The sequence below is a fragment of the Lachnoclostridium sp. An138 genome (genome assembly GCF_002160765.1).
Classification (GTDB): domain Bacteria; phylum Bacillota; class Clostridia; order Lachnospirales; family Lachnospiraceae; genus Laedolimicola; species Laedolimicola faecalis.
This window is the reverse complement of record NZ_NFLF01000029.1, coordinates 1-24,353: the sequence shown is the minus strand read 5'-3', so window position 1 is coordinate 24,353 and position 24,353 is coordinate 1. Positions and strand designations below refer to the sequence as shown.

The 24,353-nt window shown below is 51.7% G+C and carries 24 protein-coding genes; 2 read left to right on the top strand and 22 right to left on the bottom strand.

Translation table 11 applies throughout. The annotated features are described in order from the left end of the window. Positions 1–92 precede the first annotated feature (92 nt). Entirely contained in the window at positions 93–1,745 is a 1,653-nt protein-coding gene (locus tag B5E82_RS16390; protein ID WP_242966356.1) for a DAK2 domain-containing protein, read from the bottom strand. A 24-nt stretch (positions 1,746–1,769) separates the two neighbouring features. Further along, entirely contained in the window at positions 1,770–2,126 is a 357-nt protein-coding gene (locus tag B5E82_RS16385) for an Asp23/Gls24 family envelope stress response protein (protein ID WP_087308606.1), read from the bottom strand. Between the two features lie 294 nt (positions 2,127–2,420). On the opposite strand from B5E82_RS16385, the gene rpmB reads away from it, so the two are divergent. Beyond that, complete coding sequence (rpmB, locus tag B5E82_RS16380; RefSeq protein WP_087308605.1) at positions 2,421–2,606, top strand: 50S ribosomal protein L28; 186 nt, start codon at positions 2,421–2,423, stop codon at positions 2,604–2,606. A gap of 160 nt (positions 2,607–2,766) precedes the next feature. On the opposite strand, the gene B5E82_RS18155 is transcribed toward rpmB, so the two are convergent. From B5E82_RS18155 to B5E82_RS16360, 5 genes are all read right to left on the bottom strand, one after another. Further along, positions 2,767–2,928: a hypothetical protein gene (locus B5E82_RS18155; RefSeq protein WP_162609628.1), complete on the bottom strand. Its 162-nt coding sequence runs from the start codon at positions 2,926–2,928 to the stop codon at positions 2,767–2,769. 89 nt (positions 2,929–3,017) lie between these two features. Then, entirely contained in the window at positions 3,018–3,407 is a 390-nt protein-coding gene (locus B5E82_RS16375; protein WP_087308604.1) for a GerW family sporulation protein, read from the bottom strand. A gap of 111 nt (positions 3,408–3,518) precedes the next feature. Next, positions 3,519–4,514: a DUF2953 domain-containing protein gene (locus B5E82_RS16370; RefSeq protein WP_087308603.1), complete on the bottom strand. Its 996-nt coding sequence runs from the start codon at positions 4,512–4,514 to the stop codon at positions 3,519–3,521. Next, positions 4,515–4,838: a hypothetical protein gene (locus tag B5E82_RS16365; protein WP_087308602.1), complete on the bottom strand. Its 324-nt coding sequence runs from the start codon at positions 4,836–4,838 to the stop codon at positions 4,515–4,517. 144 nt (positions 4,839–4,982) lie between these two features. Further along, positions 4,983–5,435 carry an NUDIX hydrolase gene (locus B5E82_RS16360; protein ID WP_087308601.1) on the bottom strand — a complete coding sequence of 151 codons (453 nt, stop codon included), beginning with the start codon at positions 5,433–5,435 and terminating at the stop codon, positions 4,983–4,985. Positions 5,436–5,829: 394 nt separating this feature from the next. Between B5E82_RS16360 and B5E82_RS16355 the strand changes: the two genes are divergently transcribed. Beyond that, complete coding sequence (locus B5E82_RS16355) at positions 5,830–7,254, top strand: uracil-xanthine permease family protein (RefSeq protein ID WP_087308600.1); 1,425 nt, start codon at positions 5,830–5,832, stop codon at positions 7,252–7,254. A 193-nt stretch (positions 7,255–7,447) separates the two neighbouring features. Here the strand turns inward: B5E82_RS16355 and B5E82_RS16350 are convergent, their stop codons facing one another. From B5E82_RS16350 to B5E82_RS16280, 15 genes are all read right to left on the bottom strand, one after another. Then, positions 7,448–8,749, bottom strand: a complete 1,302-nt coding sequence (locus tag B5E82_RS16350; RefSeq protein ID WP_242966355.1) for a glycoside hydrolase family 3 protein — start codon at positions 8,747–8,749, stop codon at positions 7,448–7,450. After that, positions 8,746–10,002, bottom strand: a complete 1,257-nt coding sequence (locus B5E82_RS16345) for a cation:proton antiporter (RefSeq protein WP_087308599.1) — start codon at positions 10,000–10,002, stop codon at positions 8,746–8,748. Before B5E82_RS16345 ends, B5E82_RS16350 begins: the two co-directional genes overlap by 4 nt. A gap of 33 nt (positions 10,003–10,035) precedes the next feature. After that, a complete protein-coding gene (locus B5E82_RS16340) occupies positions 10,036–11,421 on the bottom strand; it encodes a peptidoglycan D,D-transpeptidase FtsI family protein (RefSeq protein ID WP_087308614.1) in 1,386 nt (461 codons plus the stop codon). 19 nt (positions 11,422–11,440) lie between these two features. Next, positions 11,441–12,901, bottom strand: a complete 1,461-nt coding sequence (locus B5E82_RS16335) for an FtsW/RodA/SpoVE family cell cycle protein (protein ID WP_087308598.1) — start codon at positions 12,899–12,901, stop codon at positions 11,441–11,443. Positions 12,902–12,907: 6 nt separating this feature from the next. After that, the gene (locus tag B5E82_RS16330) at positions 12,908–15,112 is read right to left on the bottom strand and encodes a U32 family peptidase (RefSeq protein WP_087308597.1); all 2,205 of its coding nucleotides are present in this window, start codon (positions 15,110–15,112) and stop codon (positions 12,908–12,910) included. A 78-nt stretch (positions 15,113–15,190) separates the two neighbouring features. After that, positions 15,191–15,778, bottom strand: a complete 588-nt coding sequence (gene zapA, locus B5E82_RS16325) for a cell division protein ZapA (RefSeq protein WP_087308596.1) — start codon at positions 15,776–15,778, stop codon at positions 15,191–15,193. A 193-nt stretch (positions 15,779–15,971) separates the two neighbouring features. Continuing rightward, positions 15,972–16,970 (bottom strand): Holliday junction branch migration DNA helicase RuvB, encoded by a 999-nt coding sequence (gene ruvB / locus B5E82_RS16320; RefSeq protein WP_087308595.1) that lies wholly within the window; start codon positions 16,968–16,970, stop codon positions 15,972–15,974. Positions 16,971–17,043: 73 nt separating this feature from the next. Beyond that, entirely contained in the window at positions 17,044–17,670 is a 627-nt protein-coding gene (gene ruvA, locus B5E82_RS16315; protein WP_087308594.1) for a Holliday junction branch migration protein RuvA, read from the bottom strand. 15 nt (positions 17,671–17,685) lie between these two features. Then, on the bottom strand, positions 17,686–18,645 hold the full coding sequence (locus B5E82_RS16310; protein WP_162610808.1) for an RnfABCDGE type electron transport complex subunit D: 960 nt from the start codon (positions 18,643–18,645) through the stop codon (positions 17,686–17,688). Between the two features lie 11 nt (positions 18,646–18,656). Further along, entirely contained in the window at positions 18,657–19,967 is a 1,311-nt protein-coding gene (rsxC, locus tag B5E82_RS16305; RefSeq protein WP_087308592.1) for an electron transport complex subunit RsxC, read from the bottom strand. Between the two features lie 34 nt (positions 19,968–20,001). Next, on the bottom strand, positions 20,002–20,934 hold the full coding sequence (locus B5E82_RS16300) for a putative ABC transporter permease (RefSeq protein ID WP_162610807.1): 933 nt from the start codon (positions 20,932–20,934) through the stop codon (positions 20,002–20,004). A gap of 162 nt (positions 20,935–21,096) precedes the next feature. Then, positions 21,097–22,221 carry a 30S ribosomal protein S1 gene (gene rpsA, locus B5E82_RS16295; RefSeq protein ID WP_087308590.1) on the bottom strand — a complete coding sequence of 375 codons (1,125 nt, stop codon included), beginning with the start codon at positions 22,219–22,221 and terminating at the stop codon, positions 21,097–21,099. Continuing rightward, positions 22,202–23,053, bottom strand: a complete 852-nt coding sequence (gene ispH / locus B5E82_RS16290; protein WP_087308589.1) for a 4-hydroxy-3-methylbut-2-enyl diphosphate reductase — start codon at positions 23,051–23,053, stop codon at positions 22,202–22,204. The genes rpsA and ispH overlap by 20 nt, the downstream gene beginning before the upstream one ends. 58 nt (positions 23,054–23,111) lie before the next feature. Continuing rightward, the gene (gene cmk, locus B5E82_RS16285) at positions 23,112–23,774 is read right to left on the bottom strand and encodes a (d)CMP kinase (protein WP_087308588.1); all 663 of its coding nucleotides are present in this window, start codon (positions 23,772–23,774) and stop codon (positions 23,112–23,114) included. Then, complete coding sequence (locus tag B5E82_RS16280; RefSeq protein ID WP_087308587.1) at positions 23,771–24,022, bottom strand: kinase to dihydroxyacetone kinase; 252 nt, start codon at positions 24,020–24,022, stop codon at positions 23,771–23,773. Before B5E82_RS16280 ends, cmk begins: the two co-directional genes overlap by 4 nt. Between the last annotated feature and the right edge of the window lie 331 nt (positions 24,023–24,353).

Sequence of the window (24,353 nt, the reverse complement as noted above, 5' to 3'; positions counted from 1 at the left end):
TCCTGAGAACAGAAGGCTCTCCGTTTCCAGACTGGCGCCGGAGACGGAGAGCCTCCCGGCATAATCATTACTCTGCAGAATTGCTGCTCCAGTTACTCTACAGACGCCACGTAATAATAGATGGGCTGGCCGCCGAAATGCACCTCGATGTCGCAGTCCGGATATTTTTCTCCCAGGCTGGTTCCGAGACTCGCAGCGTCTTCCTTGGACACATCCGCGCCGTAATAAATGCTGATCAGCTCGGAATCCTCATCCACCAGCTCATCGAACATGGCAAGAGTAGTCTCCATCACATCTTTTCCTACCGACAGAATCGCGTGATCCCCAATACCCATGATATCACCTTCCTTGATATCCTTGTCATCGATATGGGTATCGCGCACTGCGTAAGTCACCTGTCCGGTCTTCACATTTCCGATCTCCTCTGTCATGCGGGCCTCGTTCTCTTCCACAGAAGAATCCGACATATAGTTGATCATGGCCGTGATGCCCTGCGGAACGGTCTTCGTAGGAATGACAATGATATCCTTATCCTTGGAAAGGGCTTTTGCCTGGTTCGCGGCCAGAATGATATTTTTATTGTTCGGCAGAATGAAGATGTGATCCGCGTTCACCCGGTCAATGGCATTCAGCATGTCCTCGGTACTGGGATTCATGGTCTGGCCGCCCTCAATCAGATAATCTACGCCAAGCCCCCGGAAGATCTCTCCGATTCCCTCGCCAATGGACACAGAAATAAAGCCCATCTCCTTGCGGGGCTCCTCCTTCTTCGCCGCCTCTGCCTGCTGTGCCGCGATTTTGGAGGCCTCTTTGATCAGTTTCTCCTCATGCTCCTCACGCATATTGTCAATCTTCAGGCGCGACAGAGAACCAAGCTCCAGAGCGCGCTCAATAGCCTGGCCCGGATGATTCGTATGTACGTGAATCTTTACGATATCATCATCCGCCACGCACACAATAGAATCACCTATGGATTCCAGAAATGCCTTGAACCCGCTCTCTGTCTTCGCGTCAAATTCCTGATTCAGCATAATGATAAATTCCGTGCAGTAACCGAACTTGATCTCCGCCTCTGTCTGAGCACTGGGCTTAACAGGAGCGCTTCCCTGCTGTTCAAAGGTATAATCCACCTCTTTGCCCAGGAACGCGTCGTAAGCGCCTTTCAGCACTTCCACGAGTCCCTGTCCGCCGGAATCCACCACACCTGCTTCTTTCAGTACGGGAAGCAGATCCGGCGTCGTGGCAAGCACGCGCTCCGCCTCGGAAATCACTTCCGAAAACAGCACGTCCAGGTCGTCTACTTCTGCGGCAAGCTCGGCAGCTCTCTCGGCAGCCCCTCTCGCCACAGTCAGAATGGTTCCTTCCTTTGGCTTCATAACCGCCTTATAGGCTGTCTCTACGGCTTTCTGGAATGCGTTGGAAATAATCTGCGCGTCCAGGACCTCATATCCCCGGATCACCTTTGTAAAACCACGCAGAAGCTGGGAAAGAATAACACCGGAATTTCCCCGCGCTCCCCGTAAGGAACCGGAGGAAATCGCCTTCGCCACTGTCTCCATGGTACGCTCGGACAGATTGTTCACCTCAGAAGCTGCCGACATGATCGTGAGCGTCATATTTGTACCCGTATCACCGTCCGGCACCGGGAATACATTCAGTTCATTGATCCATTCCTTTTTTGCTTCCAGGTTCTTGGCTCCGGCCAGGAACATCTTTGTCAGCATATCTACATCTATTGTTTTCATAACTTCCAAAAACTCCTCCTGCTATTAGTCTATTACCCGCACACCTTCTACAAAGATGTTGATTTTTTCAATCGTCATTCCGGTGAATTCTTCCACCTTATATTTCACATTGCTGATCAGATTGTCTGACACGGCTGAAATGCTTACGCCGTAGGAAACAATTACATGGAATGAGAGCGTGATCTTATTATCATTGATCTGTACGTTAACTCCGCGGGTCAGATTATCTCTCTTGAGAAGCTTTACAAGTCCATCCTTGACATTTACCATAGCCATGCCCACGATGCCGAAGCATTCCACCGCTACGGAGCCTGCATATCTGGCAATAACTTCCGGGTCGATCATAACAGCGCCCAGCTGTGTATTCATAAGTCCCTTCATTATGATTACCTCCACTTTTATTTTTATTACTGAAAAAGCTGTGCATTGAAAAATCTGGGCACACTTTCCCCTGTCCTGTTGCTATTATAACCTGTTTCACGGGAAAATTAAAGCAATTTTTCACAGTTCGCATATTTTTATATTTTCTGCTTTCCAAAAGTGTTAAAAAGGCAAAAAAACGGATTATTTTTAAATTAACACTTGCAAAATATAGTGGTATCTGCTAGAATAACCTATGTTGCGAGTCTATATGCAGTATAGAAAGGCTCATTATCGGTCAAGGGAGGTGCAAACATGGCTAAATGTGCAATCTGTGAAAAAGGCGCTCATTTCGGAAACAATGTAAGCCATTCACATAGACGTTCCAATAAGATGTGGAAATCCAATGTCAAGTCTGTAAAGGTTAAGGTAGGCTCCGGCGCCAGAAAGATGTATGTATGTACATCCTGTCTGAAGTCCGGTAAGGTTGAAAGAGCTTAGGATTTGAGAATAATGACAAAGGGCTGCTTCCGGTATTCCGGCAGGCAGCCCTGTTTTTTTCTTTATATTGTTATTGCTGCTTTGTTATTTGGCTTTATATCGCTATATCGCTTTAGAACATGCCGCGGATACAATCTGCTCTCCCCTGTTTTGCCTTTTCCTATTTCCCGCATTTCCCTCCGGAGGAAAACAGGTTATATCCCACCAGTATCAGAGAAAAGGCTGCCAGTGCACGGACAAACCAGCCGTTGACAGGCATGAAAAACGTAGTCAGAATGCCTACTCCGATCCAGAACATCACAAATCCCAGCAACTGTTTCATAACCGCTCCCGGCACAAAAGTTTCTTATCTTAAATATATGCCGGGAATGTAGTTTCAGATACCGTAAATTTCAAAGCCGCTTCCATGAATCAGCCTTCCATGGTATCCACAGCGTCCTGAATCGCGTCCGCCACCGGACTGCTCTCTTTCTTTCCCCCCGCAAATTTATTGACAAAATCGGGAACCATATCCAGAATCTTCGTGACCGTATCCTGATTCTTCACATTCACCAGCTTTGTCACGCCGCCTGAAATTACAAGGATCGCGCTGGGTGTGATCTTGGCGCCCATACCTCCGCCGGCATTCTGCTTCTTTTCTCCCGAAAACGCTCCCGCGCCCACGCCAAAGGACACATCCACCAGCGGAAGAATGATCGTGTCGCCGATAGTCACAGCATCGCCCACCACTGTCTTTGTGGAAATAAAGCTGTCCATTCCCTTGAAAAGAGATTCCACAGTTGTATCAAAATTATTATTCATAAGAAAAATCCTCCTTTTATCTCTGACCTCTTTCTGCCCGCCTGCTCTGTGCCTGCCCCGCCAGAACCCGCAAAATTCTGTTCCACAGAATCTGTCCGCAGGCGGAATTCCCTACTGCCGGTTCAATTTTCGGTAAACATAACGTACATTTTTGTCCCGGAAGAGTCTCCAGGCGATCCGCACCGCAGACACTATTCTTAAGCGTCCCTTCAGAAACAGCTCTCCCTCCAGGATAGTCTGCTCAAAATCCGGATCTACTTTAACATTATCCATAAAAAGCGGATAGAATATACCGGCTATCCCGAGAATCTGCCCCGTCAGCGCCGGATCAGAAGTGCCGAACCGGACTTCCCCGCATATTTTGCGCGGAAGCGCCTGCCTGGCAAAAAACTTTGCCTGCTCCAGCACAAGCCGCACCGCCGCTTTCGTCCGCTCGTCCAGCGCGAACTCTTTCGCCGCCCGGTATTTTCTTGCCATCCGATTTATTTTACCACAGAACCGCCGGAATGTACATTTCAGATTTTTTAATTTCCGGGGAATGCCTGCAAAAAATTTCCATATCATCCGCAGGAACTGCAGAAAATGGGAAAATATGCCGTTCTTCTCTTCCTCTTCTTCCTCCAGTTCCTCTTTCTTCTGGGAGGTTCTCTCCGGCGCCGCCTGCTTTTCTACCGGATGCTCTTGCGCCTGCCGCGTCTCGCTCTGCGCCGTCTCTTCTACTGGCCGCTCCCCGCTCCGCGCTGCCGCCTCTTCTGCCGGCCGCTCCCCGCTCTGCGCCGTCTTCTGCTCCTCTGTCCTTTCTGCCGGCTCCGAAACCGGCTCTGCTTCCTCAAAAGAGCCGCTGTCCGTCAGATCCATCAGCGTGATACCGAGTATTTTTATTTTTGCGCTCAGCTCTCCCTCCCGAAACGCCACCGGAACGCTGATAAGATGCAGCAGCCAGCTGATTTTGGCCTCCGCTCTGCATTCCCCTTCTTTTTTAACACCATAAGCCCTGTAGCGTACCGGCACAAACAGCACAAGCAGAAGAAGCAGAATGGCCAATCCCAGTACCGCAGCCAAAATGATCCCTATAATCTTTAATATCAGAAAAAATATCTGCAGCATTCACTTCTCCTGTCCGGTCTGTCCAAAATACTCCCGCACCTGAAATCCGCCGGTTTCCCGGTAGATGTCCTCCACCATATGCTGCACCAGCTCCAGAGCCTCGTCATAACCGGAAGCAATTCCTACAATGTAAGGATTCTGCCGGTAAAAGGCACTTTCTTTCAGATGCGCGGCATGAAAAATATCGAAAAGGTTGTCCGGATTGGATGCCAGGGCAATGAAATAGACGCTGACCATACCGGCTCCCTGTTCTGCCTTTTTTATAATCCTTTCCTTTTTCGCGGCTGTTATATCACTGAGATAAAGATGTTCCGCCCACTGCATTCAGCTGTTCCCCTCTTTTTCCTTACCGGTGAAATTTTTTGTCCTGCTTTTCCTGTCCGGCAGGGCAGAAAAAAGGCGTTCCCACATATGTTCCGGATTTTCCCTGCGGAAAACCGCAAAACAGGTATGAAACGCCTTCCGCTTCTAAAAGTACTTTTTACTGCCCCAGAGATTGCTTTTTTTCAGATCCAGATACTCATTATAGGCACGCTCCAGAATCTGCTTTTCATTGGAGAATTTCAGCAAATGGTATGCCTCATGATACTTGTAGTAGCCGGAATCCACAAAATACTCCTCACGCTGTGGTTTGCTGTAATAATTATCCGCCATCATCAGATACCAGTGCACATCCTTCTCCACCGTGTCCTCCGGCACGGAAAAAGAATACTGGCTTTTTCCGATATATTTGATGATGGAAGCCTCTACGCCCGTTTCCTCGCGCACCTCTCTCACCGCCGTATCCCGGAATTCCTCTCCCGGCTCGACAGTTCCCTTCGGCAGAACCCATCCCTCGTACCTGTTCTTGTAATTCTTGTACAGAAGAAGGATCTTGCCACGAAATATTACCACACCGCCACAACTGGTTGCTTCAATCATTGCAAAACCTCCTGTCCAGGTGTGTCTTGATATACTTGCATTTAGTATACCTCTTTTCAGATAGTTTGACAAGCCTAAGTTAATCCTGCAGCGGCGGCCATCGCCGGCGCTTCTCCGGCCTCTCCGCTTCTTTACTTTTCCTTTACAAACTCCCCCGGATATGATAAAGTAACTCACAGTGAAACCATTATCATTCCACTGCTCCTGCCGGATACGGCAGGAGCAGTGGAAACTGGTTCCATCCGGGGGAGTATATATCTGCGGCAGGTAAAGCTGCTCGTCATCTGCCTGCCGCAGGCCGTTTTTCTGCCTTTCCGAGGACTCCGGAAAGGTATTTTATTATGCCTCTTGGAAGGAACCTGTCAAGTCTATTCCAGGAAGGGGAAAACACAAAATGAGCAACAACACACATGCGGCTGTGGGCTATCTGCCCGATGAAAAGCCCACCCTTGTCAAACTGCTGCTGTATGCTATCCAGCAGGTCATCGTCATGTTTCCTGCTACTGTCACGGTAGCGCTGATCACTGGTTTTCAGGTATCGACCACCATCTTTGCAAGCGGTCTTGCCACCATCTGCTTCATTCTGATCACCGGACGCAAGATTCCTATGTATTACGGTTCTTCCTTTGCTTATCTGACCGCTATTTCCAGCATGGTTGCCGCAGAAGGCACAGCGGAGCAGATCGCTTCCTTTGAAGCTACGGGAATTCTCCCCGCAGAGCTTATCTCCTATGCGCAGTTCGGCATCATTCTCTCCGGCCTTGTCTCCATCGCCGCCGGTCTTCTGGTCCGCTTCAGCGGACGCAGAGCGGTAGAGCGTATTCTGCCGGCTTCTATTACCGGTCCGGTCGCCATGATTATCGGACTGACGCTTGCAGGAAATGCTTTATCTGACGCTGCTCCGGCAGCTGCTGAAGGAGTATCAGGAAGCAGCTGGGTGTGGGTTATCTCTCTGATTACCCTCCTGTCAACCATTTTGTTCTCCCGCTATCTGAAGGGTGTGCTCGGGCAGCTTCCGCTGCTTCTGGGCGCCATTACCGGCTGCGCGGCCGCAGGGATTCTGCTTCTCATCGGCGGTCCGGAGATGAATCTGTTCCGGGCAATGCCTGCTGAAGCTCTGGCCGCGTCCACCTGGAAGCTGGGAGACGGTTCCATCTTTGCCCTGCCCGCATTCTCTCTCCCGAAAGTGTCCTGGGCAGCTGTAGCCGCCATCATGCCTATCGCCATCGCCACTATACCCGAATCCACGGCACATATTTATCAGCTTGATATCTATGTGAACGAGCTTTCCCGCAAGAAAAAAGGAAAGCATTATGATATGGCCAGTATGCTGGACAAAAATCTTATCGGCGACGGCATCTGTGATATGATTTCCGCCCTGATCGGCGGACCTGCCGGCACCAATTATGGCGAAAACATCAGCACCATGGCCATCACGAAAATCTTTTCCGTATCCGTGCTGGCTGCCGCAGGCATCATTGCCATGATCGTATCCATGTTTACGCCTCTCATCCGAATCATTTACGGAATTCCTCTGGCTGTCATCGGCGGTCTGGAGATCTACCTCTTCGGCGCAATTGCCGCCCAGGGTATGGCCATCATGATCGATAAGAAGGTCGATATGTTCTCTTCCAAGAATATCGCCGTCATCGCCTCCGTTATGGTCATCGGCATCGGCGGAAACTATGCGTTCGGCGGAAACATTCCGTTCTTCGGCCTGAATGTGCCCTGCATCGCAGGAGCTGCTATTTTCGGAATTCTCCTGAATGCCCTGCTCTCCATTGGGGAGAAAAAACAGCAGGCGGAAGAAGCTGAGTAAAGAGTAAAGCAGGCGCCAGGCAGCAAAGAACGCCATACATGCTATATACAGTCGTATACGGCCAGGCGGGGAGGAAAACTGAACATCCTGTCAGTTTTTCTCCCCGCCGTTTCTGGTTTCTGATTTCCGGTTTCCGCTGCGGCCTGCTTATTCTGTGACGCGCTGACCGCCTGAAAATTTTCTGCCTGGCGCTCTATTTCTCCGGCTCAATCAGGCCCAGGGAAATCTTCATCTCAAGAATTCTCTGGACGGATTCGTCAATTCTCTCTTCCGAAATTTCCCCCTTTTCCACAGCCGCAGTTACCGCAGGAATCTGCGTCTCAAAATCCGTACAGCATAAAAGGTCGTTGCCCGCCTGCACTGCCAGTACCGCCGCCTGGCTGTCACTTGTGAAATCACGGATTCCGTCCATCACCAGATCATCCGTTACAATTACCCCCGAAAATTCCAGCTCTTCCCGAAGAATCTTATGAACCTCCGAGGACAGGGACGCCGGATACCGGCTGTCCATGCAGGATACGATATTGTGAGACACAAGCACCATCTGGGCCCCGCTTTCGATTCCTGCCCGGAAGGGAAGAAAATCCGAGGTCTCAAAGGTCTCATAAGACCTTTCATCATAGGCGACACCCGTATGCGTATCCGTATTATCTCCATATCCAGGGAAATGCTTCAGCACACAGGCCACGCCCTGGCCGCTCATGGACTCTGTGACAGTCCTGACATATTCCGCCGTCAGCTCCCCGTTCTGGCCGAAACTGCGCTCATAGATAAAATCCTCCGGATTTTTCGACACATCGCAGACCGGCGCGAAATTCACATTAATTCCAAGACTTTTCAGCAGCGCGCATTTTTCCTCCGTGTCTTCCGCTACAGCCTCGAAGCCGCCTTCCCGGTAAAGCTCCTGGGGAGAAGGAAAGGGTTCTTCCCGAAACTCCGGATATCTGCTGACACGGGTTACGGTCCCGCCCTCTTCATCCACGCCAATCAGCATGGGAATCTCCGATACCGACTGATAAGACTGGATAGCAGAAACCGCCTGTTCTTTTGTCTTCCCTTCGAAATCTCTTGCAAACAGAATATACCCGCCCAGATGATACTGTTCTGCCTTTGCCGCCGCGTCCTCCTCCGGACAGCGGGCAATAAACATCTGCCCCGTTTTTTCCTCCAGGGACATCTGCTCCAGAATCTTCCGGGCTGCCTGCGAAATCCGTTCTTCCTCAGAGATACTTCCTTCCGGCTCTTGGCTGTTCTGCAATCCATCGCTATTCTGCGGCCCCTGGCTGTTCTGCGGCTTTTCGCCGTTCTGCTCTTCTTCGTCCTGCTCTTCAGCCGGCCCAGCCTGTTCCTGTCCTCCCGGAGTCCCTGTCTCCGTCAAAAACCAAAGTGTCATTCCAGCTGCGCAGAGAAAAAAGAGCAGAAGGAACAGCACTGGCGCCGCCGGCAGACTCTTTTTCTTTCTGCGCCGCCGGCTGCCTCTCCTCTGTGCCGTCATGCTGCTCTGCCTCCTGCTTTTCTCTCTTTGCCGGCCTGCTGAAGCTCTCCGGCCCACTCAAACCCTTTTTTCGCCATATAAACCGCAATAATCTCATTAATCACCGCCGCGGCCGCAATCGTTCCCTGAATCACAGAAGCATACTCCGGAGCTGTCCCCTCCAGCACAGAGACGGCGATTCCTGTAAAAATCAATGAAATTCCCGAATGAGGAAGCAGGGTAAAACCCAGATATCTGCGGACTGTGTCCGGCGCGTGGGTGAGAACCGCACCCGTCCAGGCTCCTCCATATTTGCCCAGGGCCCGGGAAATGATGTAGACAGCCGTATACAGACCGGCTCCAAATACCAGATGATAATCCAGCGGCGCGCCCAGATTTAAGATCACTACAATCAGCGCTCCGCCAATCACCGGGTTCATAACCTCCATAATCTCTCTGCGCTGTTCCCCATTGATCAGATTAGAATAGACCGTAGAAAAAGCCATTCCAAGCAGCATAAAATTCATCACCTGCACCGGAAGCAGGCTGTCCACCCAGAAGCCGGCTCCTGTCACTGCCAGAAGCAGCAGAACCGTCACGGCAATTTCTCCCTGTTTTTTATGGACAAAGCGCAGAATCAGCCCTCCTGCCAATCCTCCCAGCGCTCCGATAAAAAGCGGCAGGAGAACTACGATAATCACCGCCGCCACCGGTATCTCCCGGGTAGAAGAGGATATTGTCACAAACGCCATGACCAGGAAAAAGACGATGGCTCCCACCATATCGTCCAGTACAGCCATGGGAATCAGGGTCCGGGTCACAGGCCCCGATGTCTTAAATTCATTCACTATGGACAGGGAAGGCGCCGGTGCCGTAGCCAGAGCGATCCCTCCAAACAGAAAAGCCAGATACACGGGCATTCCGGTCATCCAGAAGAGAATCCCAAAAGCGAGGCTGACCACCAGGAAGGTTCCCAGAGACTCCGCCACTGTCATGACCAGAAGCTGTCCGCCGGTTCTCTTCATATTACCCAGAATCAGCTCTGTGCCAATCATCATGCCAGCAGTGCACTCCATCAGGCCCTCCACCGCTCCATACCATCCGGAGTCCATCATGTTGCTGCTTAAAAGCCCCACCGCATTCGGTCCCAGAATCATCCCCGCTATCAGCCAGCCCAGAATCGCAGGAAGGCGGAACCGTGCCACAAGCCTGCCTGCCAGAAACGCCAGCGCAATAACCGCCGCCAGTCTGACAAGCCCTGTCAAAATGTCCATTTTTGTCCTTTCACTCCTTCGTACTGAAACTTTTTACCAAAGTGAATTCTGCTGCGCATACCATGTGGAAAAGATCTGTCTTGCCACAGGCACCGCATACTCGCTTCCTGAGCCTTTCTCTTCCACCAGGACACAGACCACGATGTCTGAATCTCCTGTATCGGAAAAGCCCACAAACCAGGCGTGGCTCTTATTCTTATTGCTGGTATACTCGGCAGTTCCCGTCTTGCCGGCAATATCAAATCCCAAATCGTTCAGGCTTCTGGCTGTTCCATCCTCCACCACAGCCTTCATATACTCTGTCAGCGTCTCCGCCTCCTCCGCAGTCATCAGTTCCCCATACTGCACCGGATTGTAAGTATCTACTACGGTTCCACTGTAAGATTCCACATGATCCAGCACATACGGCTCCATCAGGACGCCGTCATTGGCGATACTGCTGACAATCATAGCCATATGGAGCGGCGATACCAGCGTCTCTCCCTGTCCAATACCCGTCATCATCCGCTCCGCAGGCGTAGAGCCATCTTTCAGAGTGAATGAACTTCTGGAATAGGTCAGGTCAAAGGGAAGATCTGAATTGAACAGAAGACTTTCACAGGTGTTCCCAAAAGCCGTCTCATCCAGCGAAAGGCCTATGGACGCGAACGCGGAATTACAGGAACGGGCAAAAGCCTCTGTCAGATCCTCCTGTCCATGGGAAGTCCCTCCATAGCAGTTGATAGTATAATTGCCCTCCGTCAGGCTTCCGCCGCAGCGGAAACTGAAATCCGCGTAATCCGGATTTTCTCTCATATATTCCAGAAGCGTCACGATCTTAAAGGTAGAGCCGGGCGGATACAGTCCCTGGGAGGCCCGGTTGTAAAGAGCGCTGTCCGTATCGTCCTCCGAGGTCAGACTCTCCCAGTCCTCATTGATTGTCCCCGGATCAAAATCCGGCTTTGACACCATAGCCAGCACCTTGCCCGTCTCGGCCTCCAGCACTACCACTGCGCCCCGGCTGTTTCCCAGAGCGGAATAAGCGGTCTGCTGCAGCTCCACATTCAATGTGGTCACCACATTGTTGCCCTGATCCTTACGCTCATTGATGCTGTTCCGAATCTGTTCCACCGTGGAAATATCCGAGGTCAGAAGACTGAAATTCGCCAGATTCTCGATTCCCGTCCTGCCTCTTGTGGAATATCCCACCACATGGGCGAACACATTCGCATAAGGATATACCCGGGTTTCTGTGCCGTCGTCCGAAACTTCCGTCTCCGCCAGCACCGTGCCGTCGTCGGCCAGAATGCTGCCGCGGACTACCTTTTCCGCAAAAGCGTCCTGCCGGGAATTATAGGGATTGTTGATCACATCTTCCCGAAGCACCGTTTCGAAATAAACAAAATACCCGATCATCAGTGTGAACAGGCCGATGAACATATAGGTTACCACAGCCAGCTCATGATTTTTCTTTTTTCCGGGCTGCGCCTGCTGCTGGCCGTCGCTGCTGCGGCTCTGCTTTTCGCCGTCTCCCTTCCGGAGCTGTTCCTTCTTTTTTGGCTTTTCGGGCTTTTGCTCTTTCTCTGGCTGCCCGTTCCCGTTCTTTCTCAATCTTTAACTCCTCGTCTTCCTTCAAAAGATACATGCCCTGAATCACCGCAAACATTACGATGCTGGATACGATAGAGCTTCCTCCGTAGCTCACAAGAGGAAGGGTCACTCCCGTAGAAGGAATAAAGCGTATGGCTCCGCCTATGGTCAGAAAGACCTGAAAGCCATACAGCGTTCCAAACCCCAGGGCTGTATATTTATAAAAGTTATTTTTAATCTGCATGGAAATATTGATAAACATGATAAAGCAGCTCATGCAGATCAGCACCAGGCAGATGGCAAAGATTCCGCCCATCTCCTCTGCGATGGCCGAAAAGATGAAATCCTCTTCCACCACAGGAATCTTGTTCGGCATTCCCTGATACAGTCCCATGCCCAGCCAGCCGCCGGTTCCTATGGCAAAAAGCGACTGGGTGATCTGGTATCCCTCATTGTCAATGACGCTGAAAGGATCTGTCCAGGCCAGCACCCGGACCCGCACATGATAGAACAGCCGGTAGCCCACAAGGGCCGCCAGTACGCCGGCGCCCAGACCGCTCAGGAAATATCTCCGCTTTTTTGTAGCCACATACAGCATCACCAGGTAGGTGACAAAAAACAAAAGCGCGCCGCCCAGATCTGTAGAGAACACCAGAACCAGTACATGAAGTCCCGCCAGCACAGTCGTCAGCACCACATCTTTGAATTCAGTACTCCCGGCAAGCCTCGCGGCGGCGAAAAACACAAAGGTGAGCTTTACCGCCTCCATGGGCTGAAAGCTGAAATCTCCCAGAACCAGAGACAGATTTGCTCCGGAATCCTCTTTTCCCACAAGGGCCACCGCGAGAAGCAGAAGCAGTCCCGCGATCCCATACACCCAAGGAATCCGCTGCAGAAACGCGCATTTGCGGATCAGCACCGGCACGATCAGAGAAACTAGCAGGGCTCCTGCCGCAATCTGAAACTGCCGGACCGCCCTGTCAAAGGAAAGCCGCGTCAGAATCACAAAGCCAATCATCAGCAGGAAACACATATTGTTCAGCACCAGCCGGTTGATCTGCGGATAAATCAGCCTGGTAAATACCAGCACCGCCTGAAGCAGGAAAAACTGCAGCAGATAAAAGATCAGAATCCGGATCTGCCAGGTCTGGATAAAAATCACTCCAAAGGCCAGCAGATGGATCAGAAAGGTAATCAGGTTCTGCACCTTCCAGCCGTGGTTGATTTCCTCCTGGTTTTTCTTTCTCAGCACGGAAAAGGACAGAAAGGTATACATGGCTATTAAGATAATAAACGCATATCTGGATAATTCCACAATCAAATCGATCATACGGTCTTATTGAACTCCCCGTTTTAAATGTCCCTTTGTATAACCGGAGCCCGGCCTCTTTTTCTCTCTGCCATGGCAGTATGCCTGCACAAAATCATCGAGAACCCTGCGGACCTCTTCCCGGCTCTCCAGGGTAAAGCAGAGACGCAGACTGTCCGGCGCCAGTCTTTTTACCTCTTCTGTACTGTACAGAAGAGAAAGAGGCTCGCAGTTATATATGATATTATAACAGTATCGGCAGTAATTCACTACCGGAAATTCTTTTTGATACCGGTCTGCCAGTACGCGCCGCGCCTGGCGTCTGTCACATTTCTCCAGGTTTTTGTGGATACAGCCTGCGGTAGTCATAAGAGGCAGATAGCCGTAAGCTATCAGCTCGCTTTCTCCGCAGCCGCGTCTTGCCAGCTCCCGGGCGTTCAGCTCCAGAGGCAGCGTATCCCTGCAGATCCCCTGGCTTCTCCAGAATTCCTCTGCTTTCCTGTTCCAGCTGTAAAGGCTGTGATCCCCGATCACGGGAATCTCCCAGCCGGCAGCCTTCAGAAAACCCAGCTCATCGATATTTCTCACTGCCACAGCGTCAAGGCCCGCCCTCTTCAGCAGGTCCAGCCGATCCAGAAACCAGTTCTTTGCTTCCAGGCGGAACACAGAGGGCAGCGCCAGCACACATTCCTTTCCCGCCTCATGGCAGGCGGACGCGTACTGATCCAGCTTTTCAAATTCGACCCTTTCGCTTGTCAGATAGATGCTCTTTACCTCCGGGACCGCCAGAATGTCCGGCAGAAATTCCGGGTTCTCAAGCTGCACCCGCAGAATGGGCCGCGTCTTTTTTCTGTCCTCCGAACCGGCCTGCGCTTCCGGAATCTGTCTTTCCGGACGGAAATTTTTCCGCACACATGCCTCCTGCAGCTGCTCCAGCGCTTCTCTCCGGATGCGGTTCAATTCCCCTACCGGGCAGAAAATCTCCTCCTCCAGCTCTATATCCAGCTGTTCGAACTCAAAGGGCGTATCTCCAGTCTTTCGGAGCTGTTTTTCCAGATCTTCCCGCGTCATGGGTCTCTTTTCCGCTTTCTGAGCCGGTTTTCCCGTGACGCAGATCTCTGTTTCTTTATACTTTACCACAAATTCCGTGGGGAATTTCGTAGAAATTCTGAAAATTCCCTGAATTTTTTCTTTCTTATCTTTTTCCAGATATTCCTTATGGAGACGTTCCAGCAGGCTTTCATATTCCTGTTTGGCTTTCATCTCCTGGCGTCCTTTTCCCTCAAAATGTCCCGGACGGGAAAGGGACATCAGCTCTCGGCCGTTATGGAGCTGATAGTAGCCTCTGGAAAACCCGCCCCGGTTATAGAGGGCCTGAAGCTCGGCATAATCCCCTTTTTCCACATGGTACCCTTCTTCTCCATATTCCAGACAGCGGTCCAGGTATTTTCTGTATATACGCACTACCCCCGCCGTATATTCCGGCCTTTTCATGCGTCCTTCAATCTTCAGGGAGCAGACGCCGGCCTGAAGAATCTGAGGCAGTATCTCAATCGTGCACATATCCTTTGGGCTCAACAGATAACTTTCTTTTGGGCTGTTCAATACACGGCTGCCAGCCTTCCACTGATAAGGCAGACGGCAGGGCTGGGCGCATCTTCCCCGGTTCCCGCTCCTTCCCCCCAGCATACTGCTGAACAGGCACTGCCCGGAATAGCAGTAACAAAGCGCTCCGTGCACAAAGCTCTCGATCTCGATCTCTACCGTATCGTGAATCCGGCGGATTTCTTCCAGGGAAAGCTCCCTTGCGGTCACCACCCGGGCCGCTCCCTGCTCCTTCAGGAAAGCCGCTCCATCCGCTCCCAGAACTGTCATCTGCGTGCTGGCATGGAGAGGCAGATCCGGGAACACTTCTTTTAGATAAGAAAAGACGCCCAGATCCTGCACGATCACTCCATCCAGGCCGCTCTCATAATAGGGCTTCAGATAAGCGCCCAGGTCTTCCAGCTCCTCATCCTTTAAAAGCGTATTCACAGTCAGATAGAGATCGCAGCCATGCAGGTGGGCGAAACGGATCGCCTGGCGCAGTCCTTCTTCATCCGGATTGTCCGCATAGGCTCTGGCGCCGAAACGGCTGCCCCCGATATAAACCGCATCCGCGCCCGCGTTTACTGCGGCCCGCAGGCTCTCAAAGGAACCGGCAGGCGCAAGAAGCTCTATCTGATGTCTCATATGGTCTTTCCGCCTTTCTTTTCAGAGTCACATAAAAACAAAGCGCCAGCCATCAATATGCGTCTGACGCTCTTTTCCTCAGTTCTGTTTTGTATTTCGATTATTTCCGCTGTACCGCCGGCCTGTGCTGTGATTCTGCCGCGGCTGGACTGGCTGATTTGACTGGTTCTGAACCATGAACGGTATCCCAGCCTCTGAAGCTGTATCCGATCCCCCGGCTCCCCCTGCGGCTGTATCCGGCTCCGTCTTCTGATCCAGCAGTGATTCCAGCTCCTCTTTCTGCTTTTTCAGGGACGCCAGCTCTTTCTCCCGGGCTTTTTTCTCTGCCTTCAGATCTTCCAGCTCTTTTTTCTGATTCTCCAGAGCCAGCTGCGCCTCAATCAGGTCATGGCGCACTCCATAAAGCTCCCGTTCCTTCTTTTCCAGGTCTCCGGTCAGCTTATCCGCCTGACGCTTGGCCTTGAAAAAATCATCCGCCAGATTCATATTCAGCAGAAGCTGCTTCTGGTCTGTATTCTGCTTCCGGTAACTGTCCATATTCTGGAGCTCCGACATTTTATCATTCAGGTAAACAGCGATCTGGTGGAGATATTCCGGGCTTTCGTAACCGCTGATCTTGTACACTCTGCCGGCAATCACCACTTCTACCATATTTTTCATAGCCATAGGTTCTCATCCTCTATTCTGCCATGCGGCGCGGTATAATGTCTGACGACATTATACCATGTCCTTCGGACATGGCCCCTCCGGTGGATCTCAGGTATAATACCTGTCGGTATTATACCATGTCCTTCGGACATGGCCCCTCCGGTGGATGCCATGCGGCGCGGTATAATGTCTGACGACATTATACCATATCTCATCCGCCCTGCACAACTCCGAGATGGCGGTATCCCAGTTCTGTGACGACTCTTCCCCGGGGGGTCCGGTTGATAAAGCCCCGTTTGATAAGGTAAGGCTCGTATACGTCCTCGATGGTGCCCGCGTCCTCCCCAATCGCTGCAGCCAGCGTATCCAGGCCCACCGGCCCGCCGGTAAATTTCTCGATCATGGTATTCAGAATCAGACGGTCTGTCTGATCCAGTCCATAGCGGTCCACCTCCAGCAAATCCAGCGCAAAGATCGCGATTTCTGCCGTAATCTTCCCATCATACTTTACCTGGGCGAAATCACGCACCCGCTTTAAAAGACGGTTGGCCAGACGGGGCGTTCCTCTGGAACGGCTGGCAATCTCCAGGGCTCCCTGGGGATCGATCTCTACGTTCAGCACCTCCGCAGAACGCAGAACGATCGTCTGCAGTTCCTCTTCCGTATAAAATTCCAGGTGGTGTACGACGCCAAACCGGTCACGCAGAGGCGCTGTGAGCAGTCCTGCTCTTGTTGTGGCTCCTATCAGCGTGAAATGGGGAAGATCCAGGCGGATAGAACGGGCAGAGGCTCCTTTTCCAATCACAATATCAATAGCAAAATCTTCCATGGCCGGATAAAGCACTTCCTCTACCTGGCGGTTCAGCCGGTGAATCTCATCCACAAAAAGAACGTCGCCTTCTGAAAGGTTGTTGAGAATCGCCGCGATCTCACCGGGCTTTTCGATGGCTGGGCCGGAAGTCACCTTCATGCGCACGCCCATCTCATTGGCAATAATTCCTGCAAGAGTAGTCTTTCCAAGTCCCGGAGGGCCGTAAAAAAGCACATGATCCAGAGCTTCCCCCCGGGCCTTTGCCGCCTGAATATATACCCTCAGATTTTCTTTTGCTTTTTCCTGTCCGATATATTCCGTCAGCGTCTGGGGACGCAGACTGTACTCCGTGCGGATATCCTCTTCCTGGATCTCCGTTGTAATAATCCGTCTTCCCATATTTCGTCACTCCTGAAACGGAGCAGCTCACATGCTCCGGACTCTTCCTTAAAACCTAAAAAATCTCAAAACCCTAAAAACTCATATATTTCAGGGCGGCCTTCAAAATCTCCTCCACATCCATGCCGTCCGCGGCCTCTACCTGACGCACAGCCTTCAATGCCTCTGAAGAAGAATATCCAAGAGCCGTCAGAGCTTCCACAGCCTCGTTTCTGGCCGCTGTAAGCCCCGCAGAAGGCTCTGCCCCCTCTCTGGCCTTTTCTCCTGCCAGCCGGACCTCAAAAGCTTCCTCCAGGCTGAGCTTATCGCGAAGCTCCAGAATCAGCTTTTTTGCTGTCTTCAATCCGATTCCCGGCGCCTTTGCGATAGTCTTGGCATCGTCTGCCAGAACTGCAAACCGGAGATCATCCGCGGAAAGCCCCGAAAGAATGCCAAGCGCCCCTTTCGGCCCGATACCGCTGACTCCCAGAAGCTGGCCGAACAGCTTTCTGTCCTCTCTGGTAAAAAAACCATAGAGAACAAAGGCATCGTCTCTTACCTGCAGATAGGTATAGAGCCGTACCTCTTCACCGGCAGATGGCAGGAGCTCCAGGTCCCGTCCGGACAGCAGTATCTGATAACCGATTCCGCCCGTTTCCAGAACTGCCATTCCTTCTTCCAGGTCCACATACTCCAGTCTGCCTCTGATATAAGCAATCATTTCTGTTCTGTCTCCTTAAGCCGTACCGCTGTTTTTATCATTATGAACCTTCACCAGTCTTCTCTGTCCGAAAGCTCTGGGCACTGTAATTTTCTCAATCAGCGGCACCGCCATATTTCCTACAAGAATCGCGTACACAATAGCTTCCTCAATTCCCCGCAGCCGCAGAGCCGCCGCCAGGACGCCGATGAGAAGCCCGTACAGGACCTGCCCCTGCCTGTTTATAGGCGAAGTCACGCAGTCAACCGCCATAAACCAGATTCCCAGCAGAAAGCCGCCTCCGCAGATCTGCGTAGTAAGCCAGAGCTGATCAAAACCGCGGCCTCCAAACAGAAACAGCGTCAGCACAAAGGATACTGCCGCAGCTGCGGGAATCCGCAGGCGGATGACTCCAAAGGCCAGAAGGAGAAGCGCTCCCGCCAGGATCGCCAAAGAAGAGGTCTGGCCGATTCCGCCGTTTGTGTTTCCCAGAATCATGGGAAGCGGGTCCACCGTCTCTCCCTGCAGCAGCTGTCCCAGAAGCGTCTCTGCTCCGAAATCGCCAAAGCTGTAATCCCTCATAATATCAGAAAAAAGCCAGAGAAGCAGGCAGTAGCCGCACAGAGCCGGGTTCAGCCGGTTCTTTCCGATTCCGCCAAAGGCCATCTTTACTACAGCGACAGCAAAGACGCTCCCTATGATCCCCAGCCAGAGAGGCGCTCCCACCGGGAGCATCAGCGCAAGCAGAAGACCGGTCACCGCGGCACTGCAGTCCGTGACCGCAAGCGGACGATCCGCAAAAGCCTCAAATACAAATTCCGTCAGCATACATGTCACAACGCAGACCAGCATATGCGCAAGGGCCTCCGGGCCAAAATGAAACACTCCGAATACGGCTGCCGGAAGCAGAGCTGCCAGCACCATCCGCATCAGATTGGCCGTAGACATGGTTCCTTTCACATGCGGAAAGGTCCAGGCATACTTTTTTTCTCCCATAACGCTCCTCCCTATCGCTTTCCCTGAGCCAGAAGACTTTTCCGCATTCCCTGAATGGCAGGGGCCAGCGCTCTTCTGGCCGGACATACGTAACTGCAGCTTCCACAGCCCAGACATTCCATGCCGTGCATATGGCGGAACTCCTCTTCCTTATCCTGAGACGCCAGCTCTGCCAGTCTGGCCGGCAGCAGATGAATGGGGCAGACCTCCGCGCAGGAGCCGCACCGGATACAGGCGCTGGGTTTAAAAAGATAATCCTTGCTCATGCACAGAAGTCCTGTGGACGTCTTGACGACCGGAACGTCCAGATCCGGCAGAGCAGTTCCCCTCATGGGACCTCCGCAGACAAATTTCCTGGGCTCTCTGGCGAAACCGCCTGCCGCTTCAGGCAGCTCCGCGAAGCTGGTTCCCAGGCGAACCAGAAGATTTCTGGGGTTTTTCAGAGCCTTCCCAGTCACCGTAACCGCTCTCTGGATCAGAGGCCGCCCCTCCACGAGAGCCTGGCGGATGGCACAGACCGTCTCCACATTCAGCACAATACAGCCCGCGTCCGCCGGAAGCTGCGTAGAATCAATCTCCATCCCTGACACAGAATAAATCAGCATACGCTCCGCGCCCTGGGGATATTTTGTCTCAAAGACGCGGACCTCCATGCGCGGCTCCTCCCTCACTGCCAGCTGAAGGGCCGTGATAGCGTCCCGCTTGTTGTCCTCCAGGGCCAGGATACCTACCGCCCGCTCAAAAAAACCCAGCACGATTTCAAGACCTTCCACAAGATGCTCCGGTTCCTCCACCATGCGGCGGTAGTCCCCTGTCATATATGGCTCGCACTCTGTGCCATTTACAATCACATATCGGATTCTCTTCGGATTCCGGACCGCCAGTTTCACATGGGTGGGAAAACCTGCGCCGCCCATGCCCACAACACCTGCGTCCCGGATACGCCGAAGCCGCTCTCCCGGTTCAAGCTCTTTCCATGGCCCAATCTCTTCTGCCGGATATTTCTCATACGCTCCGTCATTTTCCACCACAATCGAAGGAATCTTTTTCCCGGAAACCGTAAGTCTGGACTCTATGGAACGCACAATTCCCGAGACAGACGCATGTACCGGCGCGGAAATATCCCCGCTGGCCCTCGCAATCAGCTGTCCCTCCAGAACACGTTCCCCGGGTTCCACCACCGGAACGGCCATGCCGCCGATATGCTGGAGCAGAGGGTACACCAGATCTCCCTTCGGTAGATACTCCTCCAGCGTTTTTTCTCTTGTAAAGCGCTTTCTCTTATGGGGATATACCCCTCCTTTGAAGGTCACATGAGCCATCTGCTCTCACATCCTTTGTCTTTTAAAATTCCGTTTACTGTTTCTTTGACTTTTTATCCAGCCGCCTGGCCGTACGCTCCTTCAGCGCCTGCGCTCTGGACTTCATATTCGGATACGCGTTCATGGCACGGCGGATAAAGATATTTCCATGGCCTTTAAGCTGCTCGTAACGTTTCTGAACAGAAAGAATCCGTTCCTCAATCTGTGCTTTCCATGCTTCCTGTCTGCTTTTCCGCTCCTCAGGCGTCAGCTCAGAAGCAAACGCAATCACCGCATTGACCCGGTTTTCCAGACGGTTTTTCAGCTCCATTCCGTATTCAGACAGGCGGTAGGAAGCCAGACGGCCCCGCAGTTCCTCAACACTTTCATACAGTCTTGTAGACTGCACATATTCGTACACTTCATCCATAACTTCGTCCATACCGCGGAGCTTCCTTCCAATCTGCATGGCGTTGGCAAAGGAAATCCCAAAATCCACCAGATAAAGGGCGCCGGCAATACAGACCATCACTCTGCCCACAGCCTCCGGATACAGGGACACAATCCATTCCACAAAGGGCTGCAGCACATAAAACAAAATCACAGTAAATACGCCCCAGCCGAGAGAAGCGCCCAGGCAGATACGTCCCTGAAAATTAAATTTATTTTTGCTGTAATCCCACCAGCTCGTGTGGAATATATACTCCATAAGCACAGCTGTCAGGTATTCCAGAATCGTAGGAACTGCAATTCCTCCCAGAAACAGCAGCAGCAGATTTTCTGATACAGGCCTGAGAATCAGATAGACAGCCACAGCGCCGCAGCCGTAAATCGTACAGAGCGGCCCTGTCACAAATCCACGGTTTACAAGCCTATTTTCTTTTATAGAGACATAAGCGCTTTCCCATACCCATCCCAGAAAGCTGTAAATGAAAAACCAGTTGATAATATGATAGAAATCCGTTCCCGCAACCGCTGCATTCCACATAGCCACTCCCGCCGCACTGTCTGCCGTTTTTTTCTGTCCTTCCGCCAAAAATGCCCGGACAAGGCGCGAGGACATGCACGCTCAAGTGCCTGTCCTCCCGTCATCCTTAGCTCATTTTCAGTTTTGCTTCTGACTGTACTGAATAATTACGTTCTTTTATCTTTACTCTTCTGTCTCGGCAGCTACTGCGTCAACATCCACATCGGCCACATCCTCGTCAGCCGCATGGGTCTCCTGGGAATTCTGAAGAGCCTTCATACTCAGAGAAATCTTCTTTTCGTCGCCGTTGAAATCTACAACCTTCGCCTCGATTTCCTGTCCGATGCTTAAGACATCAGCCGGCTTCTCTACATGCTCTCTGGAAATCTGAGACACATGAAGCAGAGCGTCCACGCCCGGCTCCAGCTCCACAAATGCGCCGAAGTCTGTCATTCTGGCTACGCGGCCCTTTACAATATTACCAGCCGCATACTTCTCAGCTGCGTTCAGCCACGGATTCTGATCCTCAAACTTCAGGCTCAGAGCGATCTTGGTGTCATGGATATCTTTGATGAGAACTGTCAGCTTCTCGCCTACTTTGAAGACCTTCTTCGGGTTCTCTACTCTTCCCCAGGACATCTCGGAAATATGAAGCAGGCCGTCTGCTCCGCCCAGATCTACGAACGCGCCGAAATCTGTCACGTTCTTTACAACGCCTTCTACCACATCGCCCACATGAATACGCTCAAACAGCGCCTTCTGCTGCTCAGCCTTCTGAGCCAGAATCAGCTGCTTGCGGTTGCCGATGATACGGCCTCTGCGGGGATTAAACTCTGTAATTACAAAGCTGATCTCCTGTCCCTCATACTTGGACAGATTCTTTTCGTAGGTATCAGATACCAGGCTGGCCGGAATAAATACGCGGGACTCGTCTACTACAACGCTCAAGCCGCCCTCCAGCACCTGAGTCACGGGAGCGGTCAGTACCTCTCCGCTCTCAAAAGCTTCTTTCAGACGCTTGCTGCCCTTCTCAGCCGCCAGGCGCTTATAGGTCAGGAGAACCTGTCCCTCTCCATCATTCACCTTCAGCACCTTTACTTCCATGGTGTCACCCACGTGGATGCAGGTCGTCAGGTCAACCGGTGTATTGCTGTACTCGCCCTTGGTCAGGATACCGTCTGATTTATAGCCTATGTTCAAAATGGCTTCATCTTCTTTGACATCAATAACAGTGCCTTCGACAACCTCCCCATTTCTTATTGTTTTCAGTGAATCTTCAAGCATTTGTTCAAAACTTAATTCTGACATGTTTTTGAACCTCCTCAATAATTTTGTTGGGGGTTGAAGCCCCTGCTGTAATACCTACGCAACGAATGGACTCCGATGTCTTTAAATCCAAATCATCAAGTGACTGTATATAGTAAGTATTTTCACATTCTTTTTTGCATATTTCAAATAACTTCTGCGTGTTGGAGCTGTGACTGCCGCCAATGACAATCATCGCGTCCACTTCCGATGCGATCTGCCCCGCTTCCGTCTGCCGCTCCTCTGTTGCACTGCAAATCGTATTTAAAACAAGTATATCATACCCCTTTTTCGAAATAATTTCAACTAAATCTTCAAATTTATTGTAGTTAAATGTCGTCTGGGACACGATACAAATCTTTTCTTCCATGGGCGCCGCAAAATTTTCGGCTTCTTCCATGGATTCTATCACATAAGAAGGCTTCCGGCACCATCCGCGGATTCCCTCCACCTCAGGATGCCTGGCGTTCCCGATAATGAGGATTCTCCGTCCGTTTCCCTCCTCGCGCTGAACGATGCGGTGGATCTTACGAACAAAAGGACAGGTAGCGTCCACAAGACGAATCCCCTTCTTTTCCAGGAGCTCATAAATATGTCTTCCCACTCCATGGGCGCGGATAATAACCGTTCCTTCCTCAAGCGCGGCCAGCTCTTCTTCCGTATTCAGAACCCGGACGCCCTTTTCCTCCAGCTCACGCACAACCATTTCATTGTGCACAATCGGACCATAGGTATAAATCGGCCCTGCTGCCTGAGCGATCTGTTCATACACGGTGTCCACTGCCCGGCGGACTCCAAAACAGAACCCTGCTGTCTTTGCAAGTATCACTTCCATAATAGATGAATTTCTTCTCCTTATTCAATCTCCAAATGTCAATACCGCTTGAGCCGGACTATTTTCCCTGAACCAAAGAAATGATTTTTCCAATCACTTCCTCCACGGTCATATCGGAAGAATCGACCAGAACCGCGTCCCCTGCCTGCCGCAGAGGAGAAAACTCCCGGGTCATATCCCGCTCGTCCCGTTCTCTGATATCCGCCTCAATCTCTTCCAGATTACAGTCCTCTCCCTTTGCCGACAGCTCGTCATAGCGGCGCTTTGCCCGGCAGCCTGTGCTTGCCGTCAGGTATACCTTCACATTCGCGTCCGGCAGAACGCAGGTGCCGATGTCTCTGCCGTCCATCACCACATTTTCCCGGGCGGCCAGTGCCTGCTGAAGCTCCACCAGCTTCTTTCTTACATCCGGATTGACTGAAGAAGCCGAAGCCATATTTCCGACCTCCTCCGTACGCAGAAGACCTGTCACATTCTCGCCATTCAGAAGCACCTGCTGCGCGCCGTCCACGTATGAAATGGTAATATCCGCATGGCGGCTGGCCTCACTGATCCCTTCTGCGTCCGCGGCGTCAATATGCCGGCGCAGCAGGTACAGAGCCATAGCGCGGTACATGGCGCCTGTGTCCACATAGATATAGCCAAGCCTTTCCGCCACTGCCTTCGCCACAGTGCTTTTTCCGGCTCCCGCCGGACCATCGATCGCTATCTGATAACTCATCCTTTTAAACCTCTCGACTGTCTGTCCATGTCCTCAATCACAATATCATAGATCTCGCCAAGTCCTGCACAATATTCCAGCACCTTCCAGGGCTCATTCGTGTGGAAATGAATCTTGATCAGTTCCTCATCTCCCACTGCCAGCAGGCAGTCTCCCTGAAAGTTTTCAGTAAAATATTCGCTGATTTTATCCTCATCCAGATTTTCCCCTTCGATCAGCAGCTGCGTGTCGTATTTGAATTCCAGCATTCAGCATCTCCACCTTTCAAAATCTACACTTTCTACATTATAGCCGAATTGAGGGTTACACGCAATTACTATTTTTATCGAAGCCGCTCTGGTATATTTTTTATCGAAGCCGCTCGGGACGGGACACGGAAATACCGCGATTTCAAAGGGGAAAGCATCTGTGCGGCTTGTACTATCCAGGGAAACGAATTATAATGGTTCCGGAGGTGCAGGGTAAGCGCTTTATAATCGGCCGGATCGTCAGGCTCCAACTTTTGTGAGATACTTCAGATAGCTGGAGTAATTCACTTCCTCTCTGGTTCTCAGATTCGCAAAAGCTGGATTTCAACTA

What these genes read in the sequence shown, in the direction of transcription:
- B5E82_RS16300 (WP_162610807.1), bottom strand. Translation starts at nt 20,934, where the DNA reads ATGTGGAATGCAGCGGTTGCGGGAACGGATTTCTATCATATTATCAAC.
- B5E82_RS16340 (WP_087308614.1), bottom strand. Translation starts at nt 11,421, where the DNA reads ATGTTCATCGGCCTGTTCACACTGATGATCGGGTATTTTGTTTATTTC.
- B5E82_RS16350 (WP_242966355.1), bottom strand. Translation starts at nt 8,749, where the DNA reads ATGACGGCACAGAGGAGAGGCAGCCGGCGGCGCAGAAAGAAAAAGAGT.
- B5E82_RS16360 (WP_087308601.1), bottom strand. Translation starts at nt 5,435, where the DNA reads ATGATTGAAGCAACCAGTTGTGGCGGTGTGGTAATATTTCGTGGCAAG.
- B5E82_RS16280 (WP_087308587.1), bottom strand. Translation starts at nt 24,022, where the DNA reads ATGCTGGAATTCAAATACGACACGCAGCTGCTGATCGAAGGGGAAAAT.
- rpmB (WP_087308605.1), top strand. Translation starts at nt 2,421, where the DNA reads ATGGCTAAATGTGCAATCTGTGAAAAAGGCGCTCATTTCGGAAACAAT.
- B5E82_RS16385 (WP_087308606.1), bottom strand. Translation starts at nt 2,126, where the DNA reads ATGAAGGGACTTATGAATACACAGCTGGGCGCTGTTATGATCGACCCG.
- B5E82_RS16345 (WP_087308599.1), bottom strand. Translation starts at nt 10,002, where the DNA reads ATGGACATTTTGACAGGGCTTGTCAGACTGGCGGCGGTTATTGCGCTG.
- B5E82_RS16370 (WP_087308603.1), bottom strand. Translation starts at nt 4,514, where the DNA reads ATGCTGCAGATATTTTTTCTGATATTAAAGATTATAGGGATCATTTTG.
- rpsA (WP_087308590.1), bottom strand. Translation starts at nt 22,221, where the DNA reads ATGTCAGAATTAAGTTTTGAACAAATGCTTGAAGATTCACTGAAAACA.
- ruvB (WP_087308595.1), bottom strand. Translation starts at nt 16,970, where the DNA reads ATGGGAAGACGGATTATTACAACGGAGATCCAGGAAGAGGATATCCGC.
- ispH (WP_087308589.1), bottom strand. Translation starts at nt 23,053, where the DNA reads ATGGAAGTGATACTTGCAAAGACAGCAGGGTTCTGTTTTGGAGTCCGC.
- ruvA (WP_087308594.1), bottom strand. Translation starts at nt 17,670, where the DNA reads ATGATTGCTTATATCAGAGGCAGACTGGAGTATGTGGACCTGGAAGAA.
- zapA (WP_087308596.1), bottom strand. Translation starts at nt 15,778, where the DNA reads ATGGCTATGAAAAATATGGTAGAAGTGGTGATTGCCGGCAGAGTGTAC.
- B5E82_RS16330 (WP_087308597.1), bottom strand. Translation starts at nt 15,112, where the DNA reads ATGAGACATCAGATAGAGCTTCTTGCGCCTGCCGGTTCCTTTGAGAGC.
- B5E82_RS18155 (WP_162609628.1), bottom strand. Translation starts at nt 2,928, where the DNA reads ATGAAACAGTTGCTGGGATTTGTGATGTTCTGGATCGGAGTAGGCATT.
- B5E82_RS16365 (WP_087308602.1), bottom strand. Translation starts at nt 4,838, where the DNA reads ATGCAGTGGGCGGAACATCTTTATCTCAGTGATATAACAGCCGCGAAA.
- B5E82_RS16310 (WP_162610808.1), bottom strand. Translation starts at nt 18,645, where the DNA reads ATGGGAGAAAAAAAGTATGCCTGGACCTTTCCGCATGTGAAAGGAACC.
- rsxC (WP_087308592.1), bottom strand. Translation starts at nt 19,967, where the DNA reads ATGGCTCATGTGACCTTCAAAGGAGGGGTATATCCCCATAAGAGAAAG.
- B5E82_RS16355 (WP_087308600.1), top strand. Translation starts at nt 5,830, where the DNA reads ATGAGCAACAACACACATGCGGCTGTGGGCTATCTGCCCGATGAAAAG.
- B5E82_RS16390 (WP_242966356.1), bottom strand. Translation starts at nt 1,745, where the DNA reads ATGAAAACAATAGATGTAGATATGCTGACAAAGATGTTCCTGGCCGGA.
- B5E82_RS16375 (WP_087308604.1), bottom strand. Translation starts at nt 3,407, where the DNA reads ATGAATAATAATTTTGATACAACTGTGGAATCTCTTTTCAAGGGAATG.
- B5E82_RS16335 (WP_087308598.1), bottom strand. Translation starts at nt 12,901, where the DNA reads ATGATCGATTTGATTGTGGAATTATCCAGATATGCGTTTATTATCTTA.
- cmk (WP_087308588.1), bottom strand. Translation starts at nt 23,774, where the DNA reads ATGAGTTATCAGATAGCGATCGATGGTCCGGCGGGAGCCGGAAAAAGC.